This is a genomic window from Thalassospira sp. MBR-102 (assembly GCF_040549275.1).
In the GTDB taxonomy this organism is placed as follows: Bacteria; Pseudomonadota; Alphaproteobacteria; order Rhodospirillales; family Thalassospiraceae; genus Thalassospira; species Thalassospira xiamenensis.
Genome location: NZ_JBEPTC010000001.1, coordinates 28,314 through 46,777, shown reverse-complemented (window position 1 = coordinate 46,777; position 18,464 = coordinate 28,314). Strand labels below are relative to the sequence as shown.

Here is an 18,464-nt window from a genome sequence, read left to right as displayed (position 1 = left end):
TGGTGTAAATATCGGGCAAACCAGCGTTTTCTAGGGCAGCATCAACATCGGCCAAGGCACAAAAACCCAGCAATTTCGGCCTTGCGCGAAAGTCTTAACAAGGATGTTGCGCCGCCCTCTTTGATTTTCTGATTTCATCCTGTATGTTGCGCTCTCCCGACGCGGCCAGGGCGCTCCCTCGCGCGCCGGATGAAATGTCAAATGGCAGCCGCGCTGTATCCTGGCCGCGGCCAGAAAGGGAGTATTCCATGAGCAAGATTCAAGTGAAGAATCCCGTCGTCGAGCTCGACGGCGACGAAATGACCCGGATCATCTGGGACTTCATTAAAACCAAACTTATCCTGCCGTATCTCGACATCGATCTTAAATATTACGATCTGTCGGTTCAGAAACGTGACGAAACCAACGACCAGATCACCATTGATGCAGCAAATGCCATCAAGGAACATCGTGTTGGCGTCAAATGCGCGACCATCACGCCTGACGAGCAGCGCGTCGAGGAATTCGGCCTGAAGAAAATGTGGAAGTCGCCGAACGGCACCATCCGCAACATCATCGGCGGTACAGTTTTCCGCCAGCCGATCATCTGCTCGAACGTTCCGCGTCTGGTTCCGGGCTGGACCCAGCCGATTGTTATCGGTCGTCATGCTTTTGGTGATCAGTACCGTGCGACCGACTTCAAGGTTCCGGGTGCAGGCAAACTGACCATCAAGTTCCAGCCGGCAGACGGCGGCGAGCCTATCGAACACGAAGTCTTCGACTTCCCGTCTTCGGGCGTTGCCATGTCGATGTACAACCTTGATGACAGCATCATCGGTTTCGCACGCGCCTGCATGAACTATGGTCTTGCTCTTGGCTGGCCGGTTTACCTGTCGACCAAGAACACGATCATGAAAGCCTATGACGGCCGCTTCAAGGATCTGTTCGAGGAAGTCTTCCAGAACGAATTTGCCGACAAATTCAAGGCTGCTGGCATCACCTATGAACACCGCCTGATCGATGACATGGTTGCATGCGCGATGAAGTGGAATGGTGGTTTCGTCTGGGCTTGTAAGAACTATGACGGCGACGTTCAGTCTGACACCGTCGCACAGGGCTTTGGCTCGCTTGGTCTGATGACCTCTGTTCTGATGACGCCGGATGGGCAGACCGTAGAAGCAGAAGCAGCACACGGCACCGTCACCCGCCACTATCGTCAGCACCAGCAGGGCAAAGAAACCTCGACCAACCCGATCGCGTCGATCTTTGCCTGGACGCAGGGCCTGAAATACCGTGGCGAGTTCGATGATACGCCGGAAGTCGTGAAATTTGCCGAAACCCTTGAAAAAGTCTGCGTCGACACCGTCGAAGCCGGCTTCATGACCAAGGATCTGGCGCTGCTGATCGGTCCGAACCAGAAATGGCTGACCACCACGCAGTTCCTCGACAAACTTGACGAAGGCCTGAAAGTTGCCATGGGCTGATTGCCCGGCATCTTACCAGAATGATGAAACCCCGTCGGTGCGAACTGGCGGGGTTTGTCGCATTTTATGGATGTTTTTTTTTCAGGAAGCCGCCGCCGCACGGACGAAACGGCCACGCTGATAATCGTCGAAGGCCTGCATCAGTTCCTGTTTGCTGCTCATGACGAACGGGCCATAGCGAACAACCGGTTCGTGCAGCGGACGGGCCGCAATCAGAAGCATTCGCCCGCCTTCGGGGCCGCCTTTAAGGGTGATGCTGTCACCGTCTTCAAGCACGGCCAGATGATGCGTGGTGATGGCTTTATCTGCAACAATCGCATCCCCGATAAAGACATAAACCATGGCCGCGTGGCCTTCAGGCACCGGCAGGGTCACCTCGCGACCAGCCGCCAGTTTGGCATCAATAAAGACCGGTTTGGTGGCAATCCCGTTAACCGGGCCGGTTTTGTCCATGAATTCACCCGCGACAAGGCGCAGATCAACACCGTCTTCGGGGCTGAATTCGGCAACGTCGCGGCCTTCAATATTCTGGTAACGCGGGGTAACCATCTTGTCCTTGGCCGGCAGATTGATCCAAAGCTGGAACCCCTGCAAAAGACCGTTTTCCTGTTCCGGGCTTTCGGAATGCAAAATCCCGCTGCCGGCGGTCATCCACTGCACACCACCCGAACGCAGAACACCTTCATTACCCATGCTGTCCTTATGACGCATGGCACCTTCGACCATATAGGTCACGGTTTCAAAACCACGATGCGGGTGTTCGGGGAAACCGGCAATATATTCGTCAGCATTGTCGGTTGAAATGGAATCGAGCATCAGAAACGGATCAAGCATATCAAGCTGCGGCGATCCAACCGACCGTTTAAGCGATACGCCTGCCCCGTCGGATGTGTCCATCGCGCGAAGTACGCGCGCAACACCACGCGGTTTTTTGCCCTGTTCAGACATCAGGTCCTCCTGTCAGCAGCCGGGAATCTATCGGGCTGCGATCTGTGAAACTTCATATCCCCCAATTTGGCAGAAAACTGTCGCGAAACAATGGCCAATCAAGCATCGAATTGTTTCCCATAACACCCCAATCAATCAAAAAGGCACGAACATCATAGCAAATGTTCGTGCCTCTAAATGTATCGGGGCCGCGCAGATAACCCGCACGGCCCTGATATCGAACGCAATCAATGATTATCCAGCCAGCTTTGCCGCCAGTTCAGCAACGTGTTTGCCCTGGAATTTTGCAATATCAAGCTCGTTGGTCGAAGGCGTGCGCGAACCATCCGCCCCGGCAAGCGTTCCTGCACCATAGGGCGAACCACCTGTAATTTCGTCCATATTGGTCAGCCCCGAACAGCTATAGGGCACACCGACAATCACCATGCCATGATGAAGCAACGTCGTATGGGTCGTGACAATCGTGGTTTCCTGACCGCCATGCTGGGTCCCGGTCGAAGTAAAGACCGAACCGATTTTGCCGATCAGTTTGCCTTTGGCCCACAAACCACCGGTCTGATCAAGGAAGGTGCGCATCTGGCCGGGCATATTACCAAACCGGGTCGGAACGCCAAAGATGATCGCATCATATTCCGGAAGATCGTCAACTTTCGCCACCGGAGCCACCTGGTCAAGCTTGGCACCAGCACCTTTGGCGACATCTTCGGGCATGGTTTCAGGAACGCGCATGACGTCAACATGCGTACCGGCAACACCACGTGCGCCTTCGGCCACGGCATTTGCCATGGTTTCGATATGTCCGTACATCGAATAATAAAGAACCAGAACCTTGGCCAATTTTGCCTCCTTGAGTTGAAAATCCGTCGCCATCAGCATGCGGCAACTGCCGCCTGACGGAAACAGTCAGATTGGAAACAGTCTATTTCGCTTAACCTACCCGGATCAGAACGCGCGCATTCCGGAACTGTTCCAGACCGCGACATACCAGCGTAGTCAGTCCTGCTGCGGTCGCACCGCCAGATATTCGACAACCTGATCGGGGAAATCGGTAAAGATGCCATCAATCCCGGCATCGTCAAAGATCGCCTTAAGCGCGATATCCATATCGCCCGCCCATTTCGGCAACTGGTCAGCCCGCAGGGTATAGGGATGGACTTTCAACTGCGCGCGCTGGGCTGCGATCAGGGTTGGTGTCATGATCGCCGTGCCATCGGCACTAAGCCCTTCGATGACCTGTGGCAACCAAGGGCCAATACCATCCACCACAGTTGCCATTTCGGCCACACCATCATCGGTTTTCAGATAATCGTAGTCCGTGCCTTCGGGCGCACCCCATTTGTTTTCGCCCAGCAACTGAACCAGCTTGCCCTGATATTTCAGATCATTCCGGATACGCTTGGTTTCGGCCCAGTCGAAGCTCTGAACAAAGGAATTGGATTCCGTCGTGCCATACCCCCAATGTTCCATGATCTTGATGACCGCAGCAGTCACATCCTGTCCTTCGGACTTGTGCCAGGCCGGGTCCTTGATTTCCGGATAGATGCCGACATCGCGCCCGGTTGATTTGTTAAGTCCCCGGATCATGGCGATTTCTTCTTCAAAGGTCGGGATTTTGAAGATGGCGTATTCGCCGGGGAAACGGTTGGGATAAACCTGATCACCGGTATCGGCTTTGAACCGTTCGGTAACGTTCAGACTTTTGAGTTCTTCCAGCGTGAAGTCGATGGCGTAGTACCGGCCATCTTCACGTTTGCGGTCGGGGAATTTCTTGGCAACGTCGGTCGTGGTATCGATATGGATGTCATGCAGGACAACCGGCACGCCGTCCTTGGACATCACCACATCCTGTTCGATGAAATCCGCCCCCATGCCATATGCCAGCGCCTTTGCCGGAAGGGTATGTTCAGGCAGATAGCCCGAAGCGCCGCGATGGGCGATCACAACCCTTTCAAGGGTACTGTCCTGTGCCATTGCCGGTGTAATCGACAATGGCAGAACGGCAAGTGCAGCTCCCAGAATGGCCGCGCGCGCAGATTTCATCAGCATCCCATAACTCCTTATTTCCGCATAAGTTTTGCCCAGCATAGTGACGAAACGATGCGGCAGGAACAAGGCAGAAGGCGATAGCGCAAAGTTTCACGCAACTGTTACGCTTGATTGCCTTCTGTGGATTGCTTTGCAACGGGTTGATCAGTCCAAAAGCTCGCCCGCGATTTCGGCAAGAAAATCGGGCAGCACATGATAGGCATAAGGCGCATAAAGCCGTTCATGACGTTGATGATATTCCCGGCCCCATGGGCCGATATTGACCACCGGATAGCTCAGTGCATTTGCAACCGGGCGATCCACCAGTTCGGCAATCGGGGTGCTGGCGGCAATGACTTCGGTATCGCCGGCATCGGTCGCATGACCGAAAAAGCTCATATCCGATATACCCATGAAATAACCGCGGTCACAAATTTGCGTTTCGTGACGGGCCTCTATCGTGGCGCGGGCACGGCTGATCGCATCCAGAAACTGCCGGTCCATATCCTTTGCGCGATCAACATGAACAGCCGGATAATGCAAACCGGCCATACCGGTTACCACGGCAGGGCCGCGCAGATGTGCCTCGGCCAGCATGGCACGGACCAGAATGCGGGTGCGGTTCAGCGGATTGTTATCCTGTGCCGTTTCAAGGGCCACCGCATCGATCCGGTCAAGCGCATCGCTGCCGCCGGATGCAAAGGCCATATCACGCAATTGGGCAACCGTTACCATGCGCAAGGGTGGTAAAGCTGCCGGGGCAGCCTGCCCGTTGGATTTGGCATAGCGGGCTGCGTTGCTGGCAAATCGTTCAAGTGCGCGTTTTCCGGCATCCTTTACGATGGAGGTGAAATCGCCCATCAGCTCGGCACAGCTTTTCCCCATCACCAGCCAGTTAAACGCCATCCAGACATGTTCAGGCGTGGTGACTTCGTAGATATCGCGCACATCCCGGGCCTCAAGACAGACCGGGGGTGGTGCGGTTTCACGCATACCACGATCACACAGTTCGCTGTTGGCTTCGATCGCCTGCATGATTTCCGATGCGATGGCATGGGCTGAAATGCCGTCAAACGGATAACCGACATGGGTTGGCAAACCGGCAACAAGGGCAAAGGGCAAAAGCTTTCCGACCGAGCCATGGAAAATCGCGCGCCCGGCCTCGCCATTTCCAGGGTCGCTGCTGGCATCCAGATTGACCCCGCCAACAATGTTAAGGTTCCAGCCCGCAATAAGGTCGGGCAACGCGTTACGCAGGCTGCGCATGCCGCATGAATTGCGTTCTTCATCAGGGGTCAGGAACAGGACGACATTGCCCTGCCGATCTGGTTGCTGGCTGAAATGTTCCAGAAACGCGATGCCCGCCGCATCGCCGCTTTTCATATCAAGCAACCCGCGCCCCGGGATGAAATCCCCGGTCTGAAAATCGCGAAGGGCAAGTGCCTCGGCATCGCTAAGATTTTCCCGGCTCGAAAGATCGTCAATCAGGGCCTCACACAGTGCATCAGGCTCAAAAGCCAGATGTTTCAGGTCGTGATAATTTTCAATCGAAACCACATCAAAATGCCCGGCCATTGCCATTGTCTTGCGCCCGGTTCCCCGCACCAGTGCGACAACGCTTTTGGCCATGCGGCTGCCACCCGCGACAAGGTGACTGTCTATCACCGCGATATTGTCGGGATTGTCCTGAAAATAGGGAATTTCACGCAGGATATCGACGATCAAGCCGGTGATATCGGCTTCCCCGGCACTGCCGGTGACACTGCCAAAACGGGTCAGACGGTCGGCGATTTCAGCAGTGCGGGCATAAGGGGCCCATCGATCTTCCGGCATGGTCATTTGTTTGCTCCCTGATGACATGGCAGCAGGATAAGCTTTGCCGAAATCAGTTAAAATCCCAGTTTGATACAATTTTCGATTGGAAATTGATGTTTTCATCAGGATAATTGACGAAATCGTCAAATCAGGATGAAATCATGGATGATCTTGACCGTCGCCTTCTTGCCGAACTGCGCGTCAATGCGCGTGCTTCCGTCCCGAAACTGGCACAACTTCTGGGGGTGGCGGCCGGGACGGTTAAAACCCGTATGGACCGCCTGATCGATCAGGGCGTGATTGCCGGGTTCACGGTACGCCTGCGTGATGACGCTGCCGATGGGACTATTCGGGGTGTGATGATGATCGAGCTATCGGGGAAGAATGTGAAAACGCTGGTCGCGAGCCTACGCAAGAACCTTGGCTTTGCCGCCCTGCACACCACCAATGGAGAATGGGACCTGATTGCAGAAATTCAGGTGCCTGCCCTTTCGGATTTTCATCAGGTGGTCACGACCGTGCGCGCCATGGAAGGCATTGCCAAAACCCAAAGCTATCTGTTTCTGGGTCCTGCATGAGAATACAAGTCGCAGTCTAGTTCGTTTTATAAAGAGACAATGTACGAATTAGATTTCGGCACGCTTTTAAATCATTAGAGAAACTCTTCTGGTAATGCTTCAACCCGTCTAGCCTAGCGGCTCTAGCGAGGTCGGCTTCGCCCTCAGAAGAGAGCAAACTAGCAATATACTGGGAAATTCGGGCGTTCTCTTGCATCATCCGATTATAGCCCTGTAAATCGTTTGCATCACCGAACATCCCGATACAATAGTCAGCCATTCCTGCAAGAGAGGACAAAGATTTCAAAACTTTGTCATTCTCTCCCGAGACAACGGGTTTTAAGAAAATAAAGTTGCTAACACACAATACAAAAACCAAAACAGGCTTCACCAATCAATGCTCCACGAGATGAATAAGTAACTCTTCTAGCGATTCAATTCCCCTGTCATCCGATCAAGCCCCTCAAGGGTTAGCGGATACATCCGACCATCCATCAGTTTGTGCATGATCTGGATCGAGCCGTGATATTGCCACCAGTTTTCCGCCTGCGGATTGATCCATGCGGCATGTTCGAAATGATCAAGCAAACGTTGCATCCAGACCGCCCCGGCTTCCTCGTTCCAATGTTCGACCGAACCACCGGGATAGGTGATTTCATAGGGGCTCATGGTGGCATCACCGACAATCACCAGCTTGTAATCCGCACCATAGGTCCGGATCACATCCCATGTTGAAACCTGATCGGTACGGCGGCGCGCATTGTCCTTCCAAAGCCCTTCATAGGGACAATTATGGAAGTAATAATATTCAAGATGTTTGAATTCGCTTTTGACCGCCGAAAACAGTTCCTCGCAGACCTTGATATGGTCATCCATCGACCCGCCAATATCAAACAGCATCAGGACCTTGACCGCATTATGCCGTTCGGGCCGCATTTGAACATCAAGCCAGCCCTGACGGGCAGTGGATGAAATGGTACCGGGCAGATCAAGCTCATCTGCCGCCCCGGTCCGGGCCCATTTGCGCAAACGCCGCAGGGCCACCTTGATATTGCGCGTGCCGATTTCAACACTGTCATCAAGATTTTTAAACTCGCGTTTGTCCCAAACCTTGACCGCACGCCGGTGGCGGGATTTATCCTGCCCGATCCGCACCCCTTCGGGGTTATAGCCATAGGCACCAAAGGGCGATGTCCCGGCGGTGCCGATCCATTTATTCCCACCCTGATGACGGCCTTTCTGTTCCTCAAGCCGCTGTTTAAGGGTTTCCATCAGTTTTTCCCAACCGCCAAGCGCCTCGATCTCGGCCTTTTCCGAGTCGGTCAGGAATTTTTCGGCAAGCTTGCGCAGCCATTCTTCGGGAATGTCAGCCTTGGCAACTTCGTCCATGCCGTCAGCCAGATCAACCACACCCTTGAAATGGGCGCCAAAGACCTGATCGAACCGATCAAGATGGCGTTCGTCTTTCACCAGTGCTGCGCGCGCCAGGTAATAGAAATCCTCGACCGCATAGTTCGCAATCCCCTTTTCGACGGCCTCCAGCAGCGTCAGATATTCGCGCAAACTGACCGGAACGCGGGCTTCTTTCAGCTTGTAGAAAAAGCCGGTGAACATGATCGTCTAACGCCCTTCACGCCGCGCCATGAAGGCAAGACGTTCAAACAGATGGACGTCCTGCTCGTTTTTCAAAAGCGCCCCATGAAGTGGCGGCACGGCTGTTTTGGCGTCCCTGGCCCGCAATGCTTCGGGCGGCAAATCCTCGGCCATCAGAAGTTTTAGCCAATCAAGCAGTTCCGAGGTAGACGGCTTTTTCTTAAGCCCACCAACATCGCGCATGTCGTAGAACAGGTTCAATGCCTCGGACACCAGACGTTTCTGGATATCGGGGAAATGGACAGCAACGATTTCGGCCATGGTTTCGGCATCCGGAAAACGGATATAATGGAAGAAACACCGGCGCAGGAACGCGTCGGGCAGTTCCTTTTCATTGTTCGATGTAATGATCACGATCGGGCGGTTTGTGGCCCGGATGGTTTCCTGTGTCTCGTAGACAAAGAATTCCATCCGGTCGAGTTCCTGAAGCAAGTCATTGGGGAACTCGATATCGGCCTTGTCGATTTCGTCAATCAGCAGAACCGGCGCGCTTTCATCCTCGAACGCTTCCCAAAGCTTGCCTTTGACGATGTAATTGGCAATGTCATGCACGCGCGCGTCACCAAGCTGGCTATCGCGCAGGCGCGAAACCGCATCATACTCATACAATCCCTGCTGGGCGCGTGTGGTTGATTTGATCGACCAGATAATCAGCTTCTTGCCAAGCGATTTTGCAATTTCCTCGGCCAGAACGGTTTTGCCGGTTCCCGGCTCGCCCTTGACCAGAAGCGGCCGTTGCAAAGTGATCGCGGCATTGACCGCCACCATCAGATCCTCGGTCGCGACGTAATTTTTCGTGCCCTGAAACTTCATTTTTGCCCTGCAACATAAGTTGACGTTTACGTTAACCTAGGGCGTTGCGAGCCGGGCGGCAAGGGACGAGTTTAACAACCCGCCAACTTCAACGTTCTTGTAGAGTTCAAGCCGATAGCCTAAGGTTAGTGAAAATCATACAAATTCCAGACTATTTTAAAGTCTTGGTGCCGGGGGAGTTACAAAGCTGCGCGATTGCGATTGTGCAATGCGTCTGGGGGAAGCTTGTGTGACGTATCTTCAGAATTATCAGGTTCTATCATCGCGTGATCTTTATGAAACCCGCGCTCTTCTGGCCGAACTGAATTCCATTGATACACTGGACCTGATCGAACGCCCCGCATCTTTCGATGTCTCGATCCATGGCGTTGCCTTGGGCGATTTGCAAGTTTTGCATTCGTCCTTTGGGGATTGTCGCGTTCAGCTTCGAACACCAGAAAGCGATAACGATGCCCTATTCATGATCATCCCGACCGAAGGGGGGGGATCGGTGCAGCATCAAGGGCAGAATTACACAATTTCGACCAAGCGCGGAATGATCCGCGACATGCGCGTTCCGCTTTTCGCTGACGAAGACCGGTTTGCCTGCTTGGGCGTCCGGTTGCCGAAAGACATCATCGCCAGACATTGCCGGACACTTTTGGGCAATGATATGCCGACCATGGATCCGGGGTTCGAAATCAGCCTTGATCTGGACACTGCGCCGGGTCGGCATGTCTGCAATACTCTGAATTACATCGCGCAAGCACTTGATGACCCGCTTCACAATCTCGACAATTCCATTGTTCTGAATAGTCTTCAGGATTTGCTTTTGACAAATATCCTGATGATGCTTCCGAATTCCTGTTCGGAACTTCTGCATGGGCAAACGAAATCCAACGCGGTTCCGCACTATGTGAAACGGGCACGCGATTACATTCATGCCTACGCCCATACAGCGATCACACTTGAAACCCTGGTACAACATGCGGGTTGCGGTTATCGGACATTACAAATGGCCTTTAACGCCGCTTATGGCATGTCGCCAATGGCGTATCTGAGATCGGTGCGCCTGAACAACGCCTATAACGACCTTCTTAATGACGCAGACGGAGCAGGCGTTGCCGAGATTGCCATGAAGTGGGGCTTTGCCCATGCCGGCCGGTTTGCCCGGATTTATTCAAAACAGTTCGGTGTTTTGCCTTCCGAAACCTTACGCAAACGACAATAATCTTTGACCATCACCTGTTGTCACGGGCAGGTTTCAATTTATGCAGATCGGGGGTGGAAATGATCGTACCACCGCCTATAATCCCATCGAAATTCGATAAATTTGATGTCCCGGGCAACGGGATGACCACAAGGTTGGGAGAATTTGCATGACCACTATGTCCTTTGCGGATATGGGTCTTGCCGCGCTTAAACGCCGCCAATATGACGCCGCGATCAATATGTTGCGTCAGGCACTTGGCGAGGATGAGGATAATCTTGAAGCACGGTTCGGACTGGCGCGTGCCCTTCATGAAAAAGGTTCGCTGACCGAAGCACTTGGCGAATATCGCACTGTGCTGCAATCTGATGAAGGCCACGAAGAATGCCTGCATCACATTGCACGCGCCCTGCTTGAAAATGGTGATGCCCGTTCGGCACTTAATCATGTCGATATCGTTTTGCGCCATCATCCGACCGACCCGGATTTGCTGGTACTGCGCGGGCAGGCATTGCTGGACCTTGAACAGCCCGAATATGCGCTGAGTGCTTTTCAGAACGCGGCCCACCACCGGCCGGGTGATACAAAAATACATCAGTTGATCGCCGCGGCACATCGCGCCAACGACGATCCGGAAGGTGAAAAACGCGCAATCGAGCAGCTTTTACGCATTGATCCAGCGTCACTTGCGGCAAAAAATGATCTGGGCGTTATCCATCTGCGCGAAGGTCATCTGATTTCGGCCTTCGAAGCGTTCGAACTGATCCTGAGCCAAGATGCCGAAAACCCCGAAGCCACCCTTAACCGGGCGATCATCCTGACGGTGATGGGCGGTATGGATGATCAGGCGATCTGGGATCGGGTGATGGAAATCAGTGCCGATCTCGACGGGATCGAAGAAACCCGCGCGCTTGCCGATGACCTTGCGAAACTGCCGGACAAGGACCGCAAAGACAGCGAAAAGGCGGCCAAACTGATTGCCTGCGCCGCCTATGCACCGGTTGATGTCTGAGTCTGTATTGCGAACTTATGCCGCCGGAACGTCCGCGGTTGTCTGACGGATGCGCAACCAGCCCAGAATACCAATTACGCATAGCATCGCCGCGATAAAGCCAAGGAAGAACGGCGCATAGCTGGCGATCCCGGCCAGAACCCCGCCGATCAGGACAGCGGTGGCTTCGGCCAGAACGTGGGCGGACCGATAAACGCCAAGCGCCTGCCCCTGTTCATGCGATCCGGCAGCGTTGGAAATAAACAGGCTGGTCGTGACCTCGCACCAGGCAATGCCAAACGCCGCCAGACACATCGGCACAAATATCCACACCAGCCCATCCGGGATCAGGAACGTGATCAGGCCGATGCCCAGAAACAGATGGCCAAGGGTCCCGACACCGATCAGGCCGCAAATCTTCTGCGCGCGATCAACCGTCAATCCGGCAAGGATCAGCGGGATCGAAATGATGGCCGAACACATGCCAAGGAAGCTGCTGGTGACGTCGTAATTCTGCACCAGATAGACCCCGAAAAAGGCAAAAAAGATATAAACCGCGATATAGCTGAAAAACGAAATCACATAAGCGGGCAGAAGGTCCGGATCCTTGATCGTTGCCCAAACCGTACGTGTAGCAGGTGCCACCATACCCTTTGGCGTGCCGCGACGACGTGCATATTCCGGGATATGCAGGATAACGAACACCACCAGCAGGTTAAAGGCATACATGCCCGCGGCAAAATAGAACGGCCAGGACACGTTAAAGGACGGATGAATGGTCGGGTCGGAGAAAAAGCCGCCCATCAGCGGGCCGATGATCCAGCCAACATTGATCGCAACCGTGATCAGGCCAAAATTGCGTACCTTGGTTTCAGGACGACTGATATCCGATGCAATCGATTGGGCGATGGCCATATTGCCCTCGCACAGGCCCGACACGAACCGGCCGACCAGAACCAGCGGAAGATTGGCATCAGCCACCCCATAGGCCGTCACAAGATAGCCAAGGACCGCTCCCAAAAGCGACGCCATCAGTACTGGACGACGACCAAGCTTGTCCGACACCCGCCCAAGCCACGGCGCGCCGATAAACTGCCCGATGGGATAAAGCGCCATGGCGACACCCAAAAGCATCGTGCGGTATTCCGTCGGTACCGATGGATCAAGAAACCCCAGTTCGGGTTTCAGAAACATCGGGCTGAAAACAGGATAAGGCAGGCTGAACCCGGCAAAACCGAACAGCACGGTCAAAAAGACCGCAGTCATGGTTTTGGTTTCCTGGGACATGGGGCGAATACTCCGTGGGCGTTTTTGGTGGCAGCGGTTTATGGAAATCGTGGGTGGCAGCTATGTCGCATCTCCGGACAGTTCGGCATAACGTGCGGCAAGGTCGCGCACGATCTGGCGGGCATCATCAACATGCCATCCTGCCCCGGCCAGAAGATCGGCCAGACTGTCACAGAAAATATCAATCGCATTGTTGCGAAGCTCCGCGCCGTAATGGCGGTCGGTAATTTCCGACATTGCAAGGGCATTCATGCCAAATGAAAGCCCCCAACTGCCAAGATTGAGGTTGCGTGTTCGCGCAATCACATCATGCGAAATGCCAAGTTCATCGGCCGCCGCCGACAGGAAGCTTTGGAACATTTCGGTAATCCGGCCAACCTCAGCCAACTGGCTTTGATGATGGGATGGTGTTGCGCGCGTCCAGATCGAAGGCGCCAGCGCAAGATATTCCGCCTCGAACCATTCGGGATGTTCAAGGGAAAAGCGGATATCGAGCAAACTGGCGACAATGAACTTCTCCATCGCACTGCCATCATGGGCGCGCGCATGACCAAAAAACCGCGCGCGTTTCTGCCCGGCTGTAATGGCAAGCCCCAGCAAAAGGTCTTCCTTGCTGGCGAAATGGGCATAAAGCGTACCGACCGAAATATCGCAGGCCTGTGCCAGATCGGACATTTTCAATTCGAAAAATCCGTATTGCGCAATCAGTTCACCCGCGCGCTGAACAATCAGTTCTTCGCGCTGCTGGCGCTTTTCTATGCGGTTCACCCGTGGCGTTACGGGTGGGTTTTCCGGGATGTCCTGCCGGGTCATGGCAATGCCTGTTTAATTAAATGACGCAAAATCGAATTTGGTTCATTTTTAAAAAACCGGCAACCGCGAAATTTGCATGGGTGACATCCAGCAGTGATGAAGGCGCTGAAATTCCCGTAATATGCTATGACATGAATTCCCGTCATCGGTCGGGAACCGGCTTTGTACGTCGGACGTTCATAAGATGATCGCTGTCCCGGTGCCGGCTTTGCCGACGGGCGGCATATGTCGCCACGCAAAGCACATGACAAGAACGGGGTTCCTTTAAAAATGTTTCATCGCTTTATCCGGCTCTGGGAAATGATAAGCCACAGCCTGTGGTTTACCCCGCTTCTGTATGCGATTGGCGGTGCTATTCTTGCCCTATTATCCATTCGGTTACCGGGCGAGGATTTGATCAAAAGCCTTCCGGATTTGTGGCCGCGTTTTGGCACGATTGAAACCGTGCAGGACCTGACATCGACACTGCTGGCAACATTGGTGACGATGACCACCTTTGCCCTTTCGGTGACCATGGTGGTTCTGACATTGGCTGCCGGGTCGCTTGGACCACGCACCATCCGCAATTTCATGGGGGACCCGAAAACCCAGAACTCACTTGGCAGTTTTGTCGGATCGATCCTGTTTCTGATCACCACCCTTGTCATCATGGGCGAACAGGGCGAAGGCGATCAGATACCCCAAATTGCCGCGATGGCGGGCATTACGCTTTTTGTCGTCAGCCTGTTTGTGTTGATCCTGTTTGTGCATCATCTTGGCCGATCCATCGTTGCCGATCAGGTGATCCACAATGTCGGCGCAAATCTGGAAACCACCATTTCCTCGTCGCTTGAGACCCTGAAATCCCCCATTGAACGGGCAGCAAAAATTAAATGCGCGCTACCCGACGCGGCTTCGATCCAATCCGAACGGATCATCCGGGCCACCAAATCGGGATATGTTCAGGGAATTGCCTATGACGATCTGCTTGAACTTGCCATCCTGGCCGACATCAAAATCGCCCTGACGATCCGCGCCGGGCAACATGTTATTGCCGGTGACATTATCGGTGAAATCAGCCCCTACCCGACGGCCCGCGACAGCAATATCGACACCGACAAACTCCGCGAAGACATTGACACCGAAATCATGATCGGCAATCAGCGCACGGCCCTGCTTGATATCGAATTCGCCCTGCGCCAGCTGGTCGAGATTGCCTTACGCGCCTTGTCGCCGGGGATCAACGACCCGTTTACCGCCATTGCGGTGATCTATCGTCTGGGCCGGGCGCTGCCACAGGCGATGCGCTTTCATTATCCACTTGGACTTTGGCAGGATGATCAGGGTAAGGAACGCATATGCGCCCATCTTTCGGATTTCGGTGGCATGCTGGACGCAGCATTCGATCAGATCCGCCAATCGGCTGCTGCCAAGCCCGATGTGCTTCTGCCAATGGCAGAAGTCCTTGAAAGCCTCGTCGGGCTTGCCCGCCACCCGGGACAGCAGGAAATCCTGCGCGAACATGCCCGTCTCATCGAACGCGCAGCTGCGCGCGATGTCCCCGATGCGACGGACCGCAGGGCGGTTGAACGCGCCGTTAACCGCGTCCTGCGACAGCAACAGGCCAAAGATGATTATTCAGCGGCCTGAACCTTGGCTGGGAACTGATCAAAACCAAGCCAGTCGATCATACAGCCGGATAATTCAGAACACGACGCCAGACGCAAAAAGGAGACCCGAAGGTCCCCTTTTCTCGTTTCCATATCCGAAACTACCGGATCAGGCAGCAACTGTTGCCTCAATCGCGGCAAGTGCCGCTTCGGCCTGATCGGCATCGGGCCCACCACCCTGTGCCATATCCGGGCGGCCACCGCCGCCTTTACCGCCGAGTTTTTCGACACCGACACGCACCAGATCGACCGCGCTGAATTTACCCGCAAGGTCCTCGGTCAGGCCGACAACGATGGACGCCTTGCCGCCGTCCGTCGAGATCAGGGCAACAATGCCCGATCCCATCTGATCGCGCAATTCGTCAACCATCCCTTTGAGTTCCTTGGCCGGGATACCGTCCAGAACACGCAGGGCCAGTTTGACACCGTTGGCTTCCTTGAACGCATCTGCACCCGATGCCCCGCCCGAACCGGCGGTCGCCAGTTTCTTGCGCAGGTCGGAAACCTCACGTTCAAGCTTGCGGCGCTCTTCCTGCAAGGCTTTGACACGCGCCGGAACATCCTCGGGAACGGCTTTCAGATCGGCCGAGATGGTTTGCAGAAGCTGATCGCGGGCCGCCATATAGCTTGCAGCATCCGAACCGGTCAGGGCTTCGATACGGCGGACACCGCTTGAAACCGCACCTTCGGATACGATCTTGAACATACCGATATCGCCGGTCCGTTTGACATGCGTACCACCGCAAAGTTCAAGCGAATAAGCATGTTCGTTCGCTTCGGGCAGGCCCATCGAAACAACGCGGACTTCATCACCGTATTTTTCGCCAAACAGCGCCATCGCACCCAGTTCAATCGCCTCGTCCGGGGTCATCAGACGGGTGGTGACTTCGCTGTTTTCGCGAATCAGACGGTTGACGTCGAATTCGATCACAGCGGCTTCTTCGGCGGTGATCGGCTTGGGATGCGATACGTCGAACCGCAGGCGATCCTTGGCCACCAGCGATCCCTTCTGGGTGACGTGATCGCCCAGATGCTTGCGCATGACCGCATGCAGAAGATGGGTCGCCGAATGGTTGGCGCGCAAGGCCGAACGGCGGGTATGATCGACGCGGAATTCGGCGGCATCGCCAACCGAAACATCACCTTCGACAACCTTGCCAAGATGCACATGCAATGCGCCAAGTTTCTTCTGGGTGTCGGTGATTTCAATCACGGCACCCTTTTCGGTTTTGATCACACCGGCATCGCCCTGCTGACCACCGGATTCCCCGAAGAACGGGGTCTGGTTGGCAACGATGGCAACGTTATCGCCCTTGGTCGCGGTTTTGGTTTCCGCACCATCCTTGATCAGGGCCGTGAGAACGCCTTCGGCATTTTCGGTTTCGTAGCCCAGGAATTCGGTCGCGCCATCGCGATCATTGATGTCAAACCAGACTTCCTCGGTCGCGGCTTCGCCCGACCCCGACCATGCGGCACGGGCCTTGGCTTTCTGTTCTTCCATGGCGGAGGTAAAACCGCTTTCATCGATACCGATCTTGCGTGGTTTAAGCGCATCCGCCGTCAGATCGAGCGGGAAGCCGTAGGTGTCATAAAGCTTGAAGGCAACATCACCCGAAAGGGTCGCGCCCTCGCCCATGCCATCGGTCGCGTCATCAAGCATCTTGAGACCGCGATCAAGCATGGTTTTAAAGCCCTGCTCTTCGAGCTTAAGGGTTTCTTCGATCAAGGCCTGCGCACGAACCAGTTCCGGGAAGGCACCGCCCATTTTGCGTACCAGTGCCGGAACCAGTTTATACATCACCGGGTCCTGAGTGCCGATCATGTGCAGATGGCGCATGGCGCGACGCATGATACGACGCAGAACGTTACCGCGACCGGCATTGGACGGCAGAACACCATCCGCAATCAGGAAGCTGGTCGAACGCAGATGGTCGGCAACCACGCGGTGCGACACATTATGCGGGCCATCGGGATCGGTGCTGGTGGCATCGGCCGATGCCTCGATCAGGGCACGCATCAGGTCGATGTCATAGTTATCGTGCTTGCCCTGAAGGACGGCTGCAATACGTTCAAGGCCCATGCCGGTATCAATCGACGGCTTTGGCAAATTCACGCGTTCACCATTTGCCATCTGCTCGTACTGCATGAAGACGAGGTTCCAGATTTCGATGAAACGGTCGCCGTCTTCTTCAGGGCTGCCGGGGGGACCGCCCCAGATTTTATCACCATGGTCAAAGAAGATTTCCGAACACGGACCACAAGGACCGGTATCACCCATCGACCAGAAGTTATCAGACGTCGGAATGCGAATGATGCGATCATCGGAAAGACCAGCGATCTTTTTCCATAGACCATGGGCCTCGTCATCGGTGTGATAGACGGTGACCAGCAGCTTGTCCGCCGGGAGGCCGTATTCCCTGGTGATCAGGTTCCAGGCGAATTCAATCGCGTTTTCCTTGAAATAGTCGCCAAACGAAAAGTTTCCGAGCATTTCAAAGAAGGTGTGGTGACGGGCAGTATGACCGACATTTTCAAGATCGTTATGCTTGCCGCCGGCACGCACGCATTTCTGCGAGGTGGTCGCGCGCGAATAATCGCGGTGTTCCTGACCGGTAAAAACGTTCTTGAACTGGACCATCCCTGCGTTGGTGAACATCAGGGTCGGGTCATTGCGCGGCACCAGCGGGCTGGAAGATACGACCTCGTGGCCGTTCTTGCGGAAGAATTCCAGAAACGTGGTGCGGATATCGTTAACGGTCTGCATCTCTCTCCAACCCGGAAAACGCGGAACAATCGCTGCCGCAAACGTGCGGCGCGACTGCCCTATTTAGCGGCTCGGCCCTGTGCTGTCCAGTCGGGGAAAGGCTTTGCGGTGTTTAAGTGACGATTTATGCATCCGGCACCGCACCGGCACGCCACAACGCCCTGATCAGATATGCCGCCCTAATCAAGAACCGGGCGCATGAAACTGCGTTCGTAACTGATGATGCTGCGGTTGCGTTTTTCAAGTTCGAGTGTTGCAACACATTCGTCATCATCGGCCATGCGATTGCGGTAATCTTCGTATGCCGCAAGGCTCGGGAAACTGAACAGGGCATAGGCGATGCTGCTGGCGCCTTCATGCGGCAGGAAATAGCCGTGATGCGTCCCGCCCATCCGATTGACGATGGGAATCCAGCGACGGGCATAATCCTCGAACTCAGGGATTTTATGCATGTCGATAACGTATTTCAGATAGCAGGTGATCACGGCGGGAACTTT

At 54.6% G+C, this 18,464-nt stretch carries 15 protein-coding genes; 5 read left to right on the top strand and 10 right to left on the bottom strand.

Features of this window, described 5'->3' with window-relative positions:
• Positions 1-248: 248 nt before the first annotated feature.
• Positions 249-1,463: an NADP-dependent isocitrate dehydrogenase gene (locus tag ABIE64_RS00245; RefSeq protein ID WP_071241026.1), complete on the top strand. Its 1,215-nt coding sequence runs from the start codon at positions 249-251 to the stop codon at positions 1,461-1,463.
• Between the two features lie 81 nt (positions 1,464-1,544).
• Here ABIE64_RS00245 and ABIE64_RS00240 read toward each other — a convergent pair whose 3' ends face one another.
• The 4 genes from ABIE64_RS00240 to ABIE64_RS00225 form a co-directional block, all read right to left on the bottom strand.
• A complete protein-coding gene (locus tag ABIE64_RS00240) occupies positions 1,545-2,411 on the bottom strand; it encodes a pirin family protein (RefSeq protein WP_037990255.1) in 867 nt (288 codons plus the stop codon).
• Between the two features lie 234 nt (positions 2,412-2,645).
• A complete protein-coding gene (gene wrbA / locus ABIE64_RS00235) occupies positions 2,646-3,248 on the bottom strand; it encodes an NAD(P)H:quinone oxidoreductase (protein ID WP_007090544.1) in 603 nt (200 codons plus the stop codon).
• A 156-nt stretch (positions 3,249-3,404) separates the two neighbouring features.
• Positions 3,405-4,457: a glycerophosphodiester phosphodiesterase gene (glpQ, locus tag ABIE64_RS00230; protein WP_354376290.1), complete on the bottom strand. Its 1,053-nt coding sequence runs from the start codon at positions 4,455-4,457 to the stop codon at positions 3,405-3,407.
• A 144-nt stretch (positions 4,458-4,601) separates the two neighbouring features.
• Positions 4,602-6,275, bottom strand: coding sequence for a M20/M25/M40 family metallo-hydrolase (locus ABIE64_RS00225; protein ID WP_354376289.1), 1,674 nt, complete (start codon positions 6,273-6,275; stop codon positions 4,602-4,604).
• Positions 6,276-6,412: 137 nt separating this feature from the next.
• Between ABIE64_RS00225 and ABIE64_RS00220 the strand changes: the two genes are divergently transcribed.
• Positions 6,413-6,829: an Lrp/AsnC family transcriptional regulator gene (locus ABIE64_RS00220; protein ID WP_354376288.1), complete on the top strand. Its 417-nt coding sequence runs from the start codon at positions 6,413-6,415 to the stop codon at positions 6,827-6,829.
• Between the two features lie 405 nt (positions 6,830-7,234).
• Here the strand turns inward: ABIE64_RS00220 and ABIE64_RS00215 are convergent, their stop codons facing one another.
• Positions 7,235-8,422 (bottom strand): vWA domain-containing protein, encoded by a 1,188-nt coding sequence (locus ABIE64_RS00215; RefSeq protein ID WP_354376287.1) that lies wholly within the window; start codon positions 8,420-8,422, stop codon positions 7,235-7,237.
• Between the two features lie 6 nt (positions 8,423-8,428).
• The gene (locus tag ABIE64_RS00210) at positions 8,429-9,274 is read right to left on the bottom strand and encodes an AAA family ATPase (RefSeq protein ID WP_007090550.1); all 846 of its coding nucleotides are present in this window, start codon (positions 9,272-9,274) and stop codon (positions 8,429-8,431) included.
• 229 nt (positions 9,275-9,503) lie between these two features.
• Between ABIE64_RS00210 and ABIE64_RS00205 the strand changes: the two genes are divergently transcribed.
• Positions 9,504-10,484 (top strand): helix-turn-helix transcriptional regulator, encoded by a 981-nt coding sequence (locus ABIE64_RS00205; protein WP_354376286.1) that lies wholly within the window; start codon positions 9,504-9,506, stop codon positions 10,482-10,484.
• A gap of 148 nt (positions 10,485-10,632) precedes the next feature.
• On the top strand, positions 10,633-11,475 hold the full coding sequence (locus ABIE64_RS00200; RefSeq protein ID WP_354376285.1) for a tetratricopeptide repeat protein: 843 nt from the start codon (positions 10,633-10,635) through the stop codon (positions 11,473-11,475).
• A 15-nt stretch (positions 11,476-11,490) separates the two neighbouring features.
• Here the strand turns inward: ABIE64_RS00200 and ABIE64_RS00195 are convergent, their stop codons facing one another.
• Both ABIE64_RS00195 and ABIE64_RS00190 read right to left on the bottom strand, forming a co-directional pair.
• Positions 11,491-12,741, bottom strand: coding sequence for an MFS transporter (locus tag ABIE64_RS00195; RefSeq protein WP_354376284.1), 1,251 nt, complete (start codon positions 12,739-12,741; stop codon positions 11,491-11,493).
• Positions 12,742-12,801: 60 nt separating this feature from the next.
• Positions 12,802-13,554, bottom strand: coding sequence for a TetR/AcrR family transcriptional regulator (locus ABIE64_RS00190; RefSeq protein ID WP_354376283.1), 753 nt, complete (start codon positions 13,552-13,554; stop codon positions 12,802-12,804).
• Positions 13,555-13,824: 270 nt separating this feature from the next.
• Here ABIE64_RS00190 and ABIE64_RS00185 point away from each other — a divergent pair, with 270 nt between their 5' ends.
• Positions 13,825-15,183: a DUF2254 domain-containing protein gene (locus tag ABIE64_RS00185; RefSeq protein ID WP_354376282.1), complete on the top strand. Its 1,359-nt coding sequence runs from the start codon at positions 13,825-13,827 to the stop codon at positions 15,181-15,183.
• Positions 15,184-15,312: 129 nt separating this feature from the next.
• Here the strand turns inward: ABIE64_RS00185 and alaS are convergent, their stop codons facing one another.
• Positions 15,313-17,967: an alanine--tRNA ligase gene (alaS, locus tag ABIE64_RS00180; RefSeq protein ID WP_354376281.1), complete on the bottom strand. Its 2,655-nt coding sequence runs from the start codon at positions 17,965-17,967 to the stop codon at positions 15,313-15,315.
• A gap of 179 nt (positions 17,968-18,146) precedes the next feature.
• The gene (locus ABIE64_RS00175) at positions 18,147-18,452 is read right to left on the bottom strand and encodes an NIPSNAP family protein (RefSeq protein ID WP_007090558.1); all 306 of its coding nucleotides are present in this window, start codon (positions 18,450-18,452) and stop codon (positions 18,147-18,149) included.
• Between the last annotated feature and the right edge of the window lie 12 nt (positions 18,453-18,464).

Coding starts and splice junctions, on each gene's coding strand:
- glpQ (WP_354376290.1), bottom strand. CDS start 4,457: ATGCTGATGAAATCTGCGCGCGCGGCCATTCTGGGAGCTGCACTTGCC.
- ABIE64_RS00225 (WP_354376289.1), bottom strand. CDS start 6,275: ATGACCATGCCGGAAGATCGATGGGCCCCTTATGCCCGCACTGCTGAA.
- ABIE64_RS00185 (WP_354376282.1), top strand. CDS start 13,825: ATGTTTCATCGCTTTATCCGGCTCTGGGAAATGATAAGCCACAGCCTG.
- ABIE64_RS00220 (WP_354376288.1), top strand. CDS start 6,413: ATGGATGATCTTGACCGTCGCCTTCTTGCCGAACTGCGCGTCAATGCG.
- ABIE64_RS00200 (WP_354376285.1), top strand. CDS start 10,633: ATGACCACTATGTCCTTTGCGGATATGGGTCTTGCCGCGCTTAAACGC.
- alaS (WP_354376281.1), bottom strand. CDS start 17,967: ATGCAGACCGTTAACGATATCCGCACCACGTTTCTGGAATTCTTCCGC.
- ABIE64_RS00210 (WP_007090550.1), bottom strand. CDS start 9,274: ATGAAGTTTCAGGGCACGAAAAATTACGTCGCGACCGAGGATCTGATG.
- ABIE64_RS00240 (WP_037990255.1), bottom strand. CDS start 2,411: ATGTCTGAACAGGGCAAAAAACCGCGTGGTGTTGCGCGCGTACTTCGC.
- ABIE64_RS00190 (WP_354376283.1), bottom strand. CDS start 13,554: ATGACCCGGCAGGACATCCCGGAAAACCCACCCGTAACGCCACGGGTG.
- ABIE64_RS00195 (WP_354376284.1), bottom strand. CDS start 12,741: ATGTCCCAGGAAACCAAAACCATGACTGCGGTCTTTTTGACCGTGCTG.
- ABIE64_RS00215 (WP_354376287.1), bottom strand. CDS start 8,422: ATGTTCACCGGCTTTTTCTACAAGCTGAAAGAAGCCCGCGTTCCGGTC.
- ABIE64_RS00245 (WP_071241026.1), top strand. CDS start 249: ATGAGCAAGATTCAAGTGAAGAATCCCGTCGTCGAGCTCGACGGCGAC.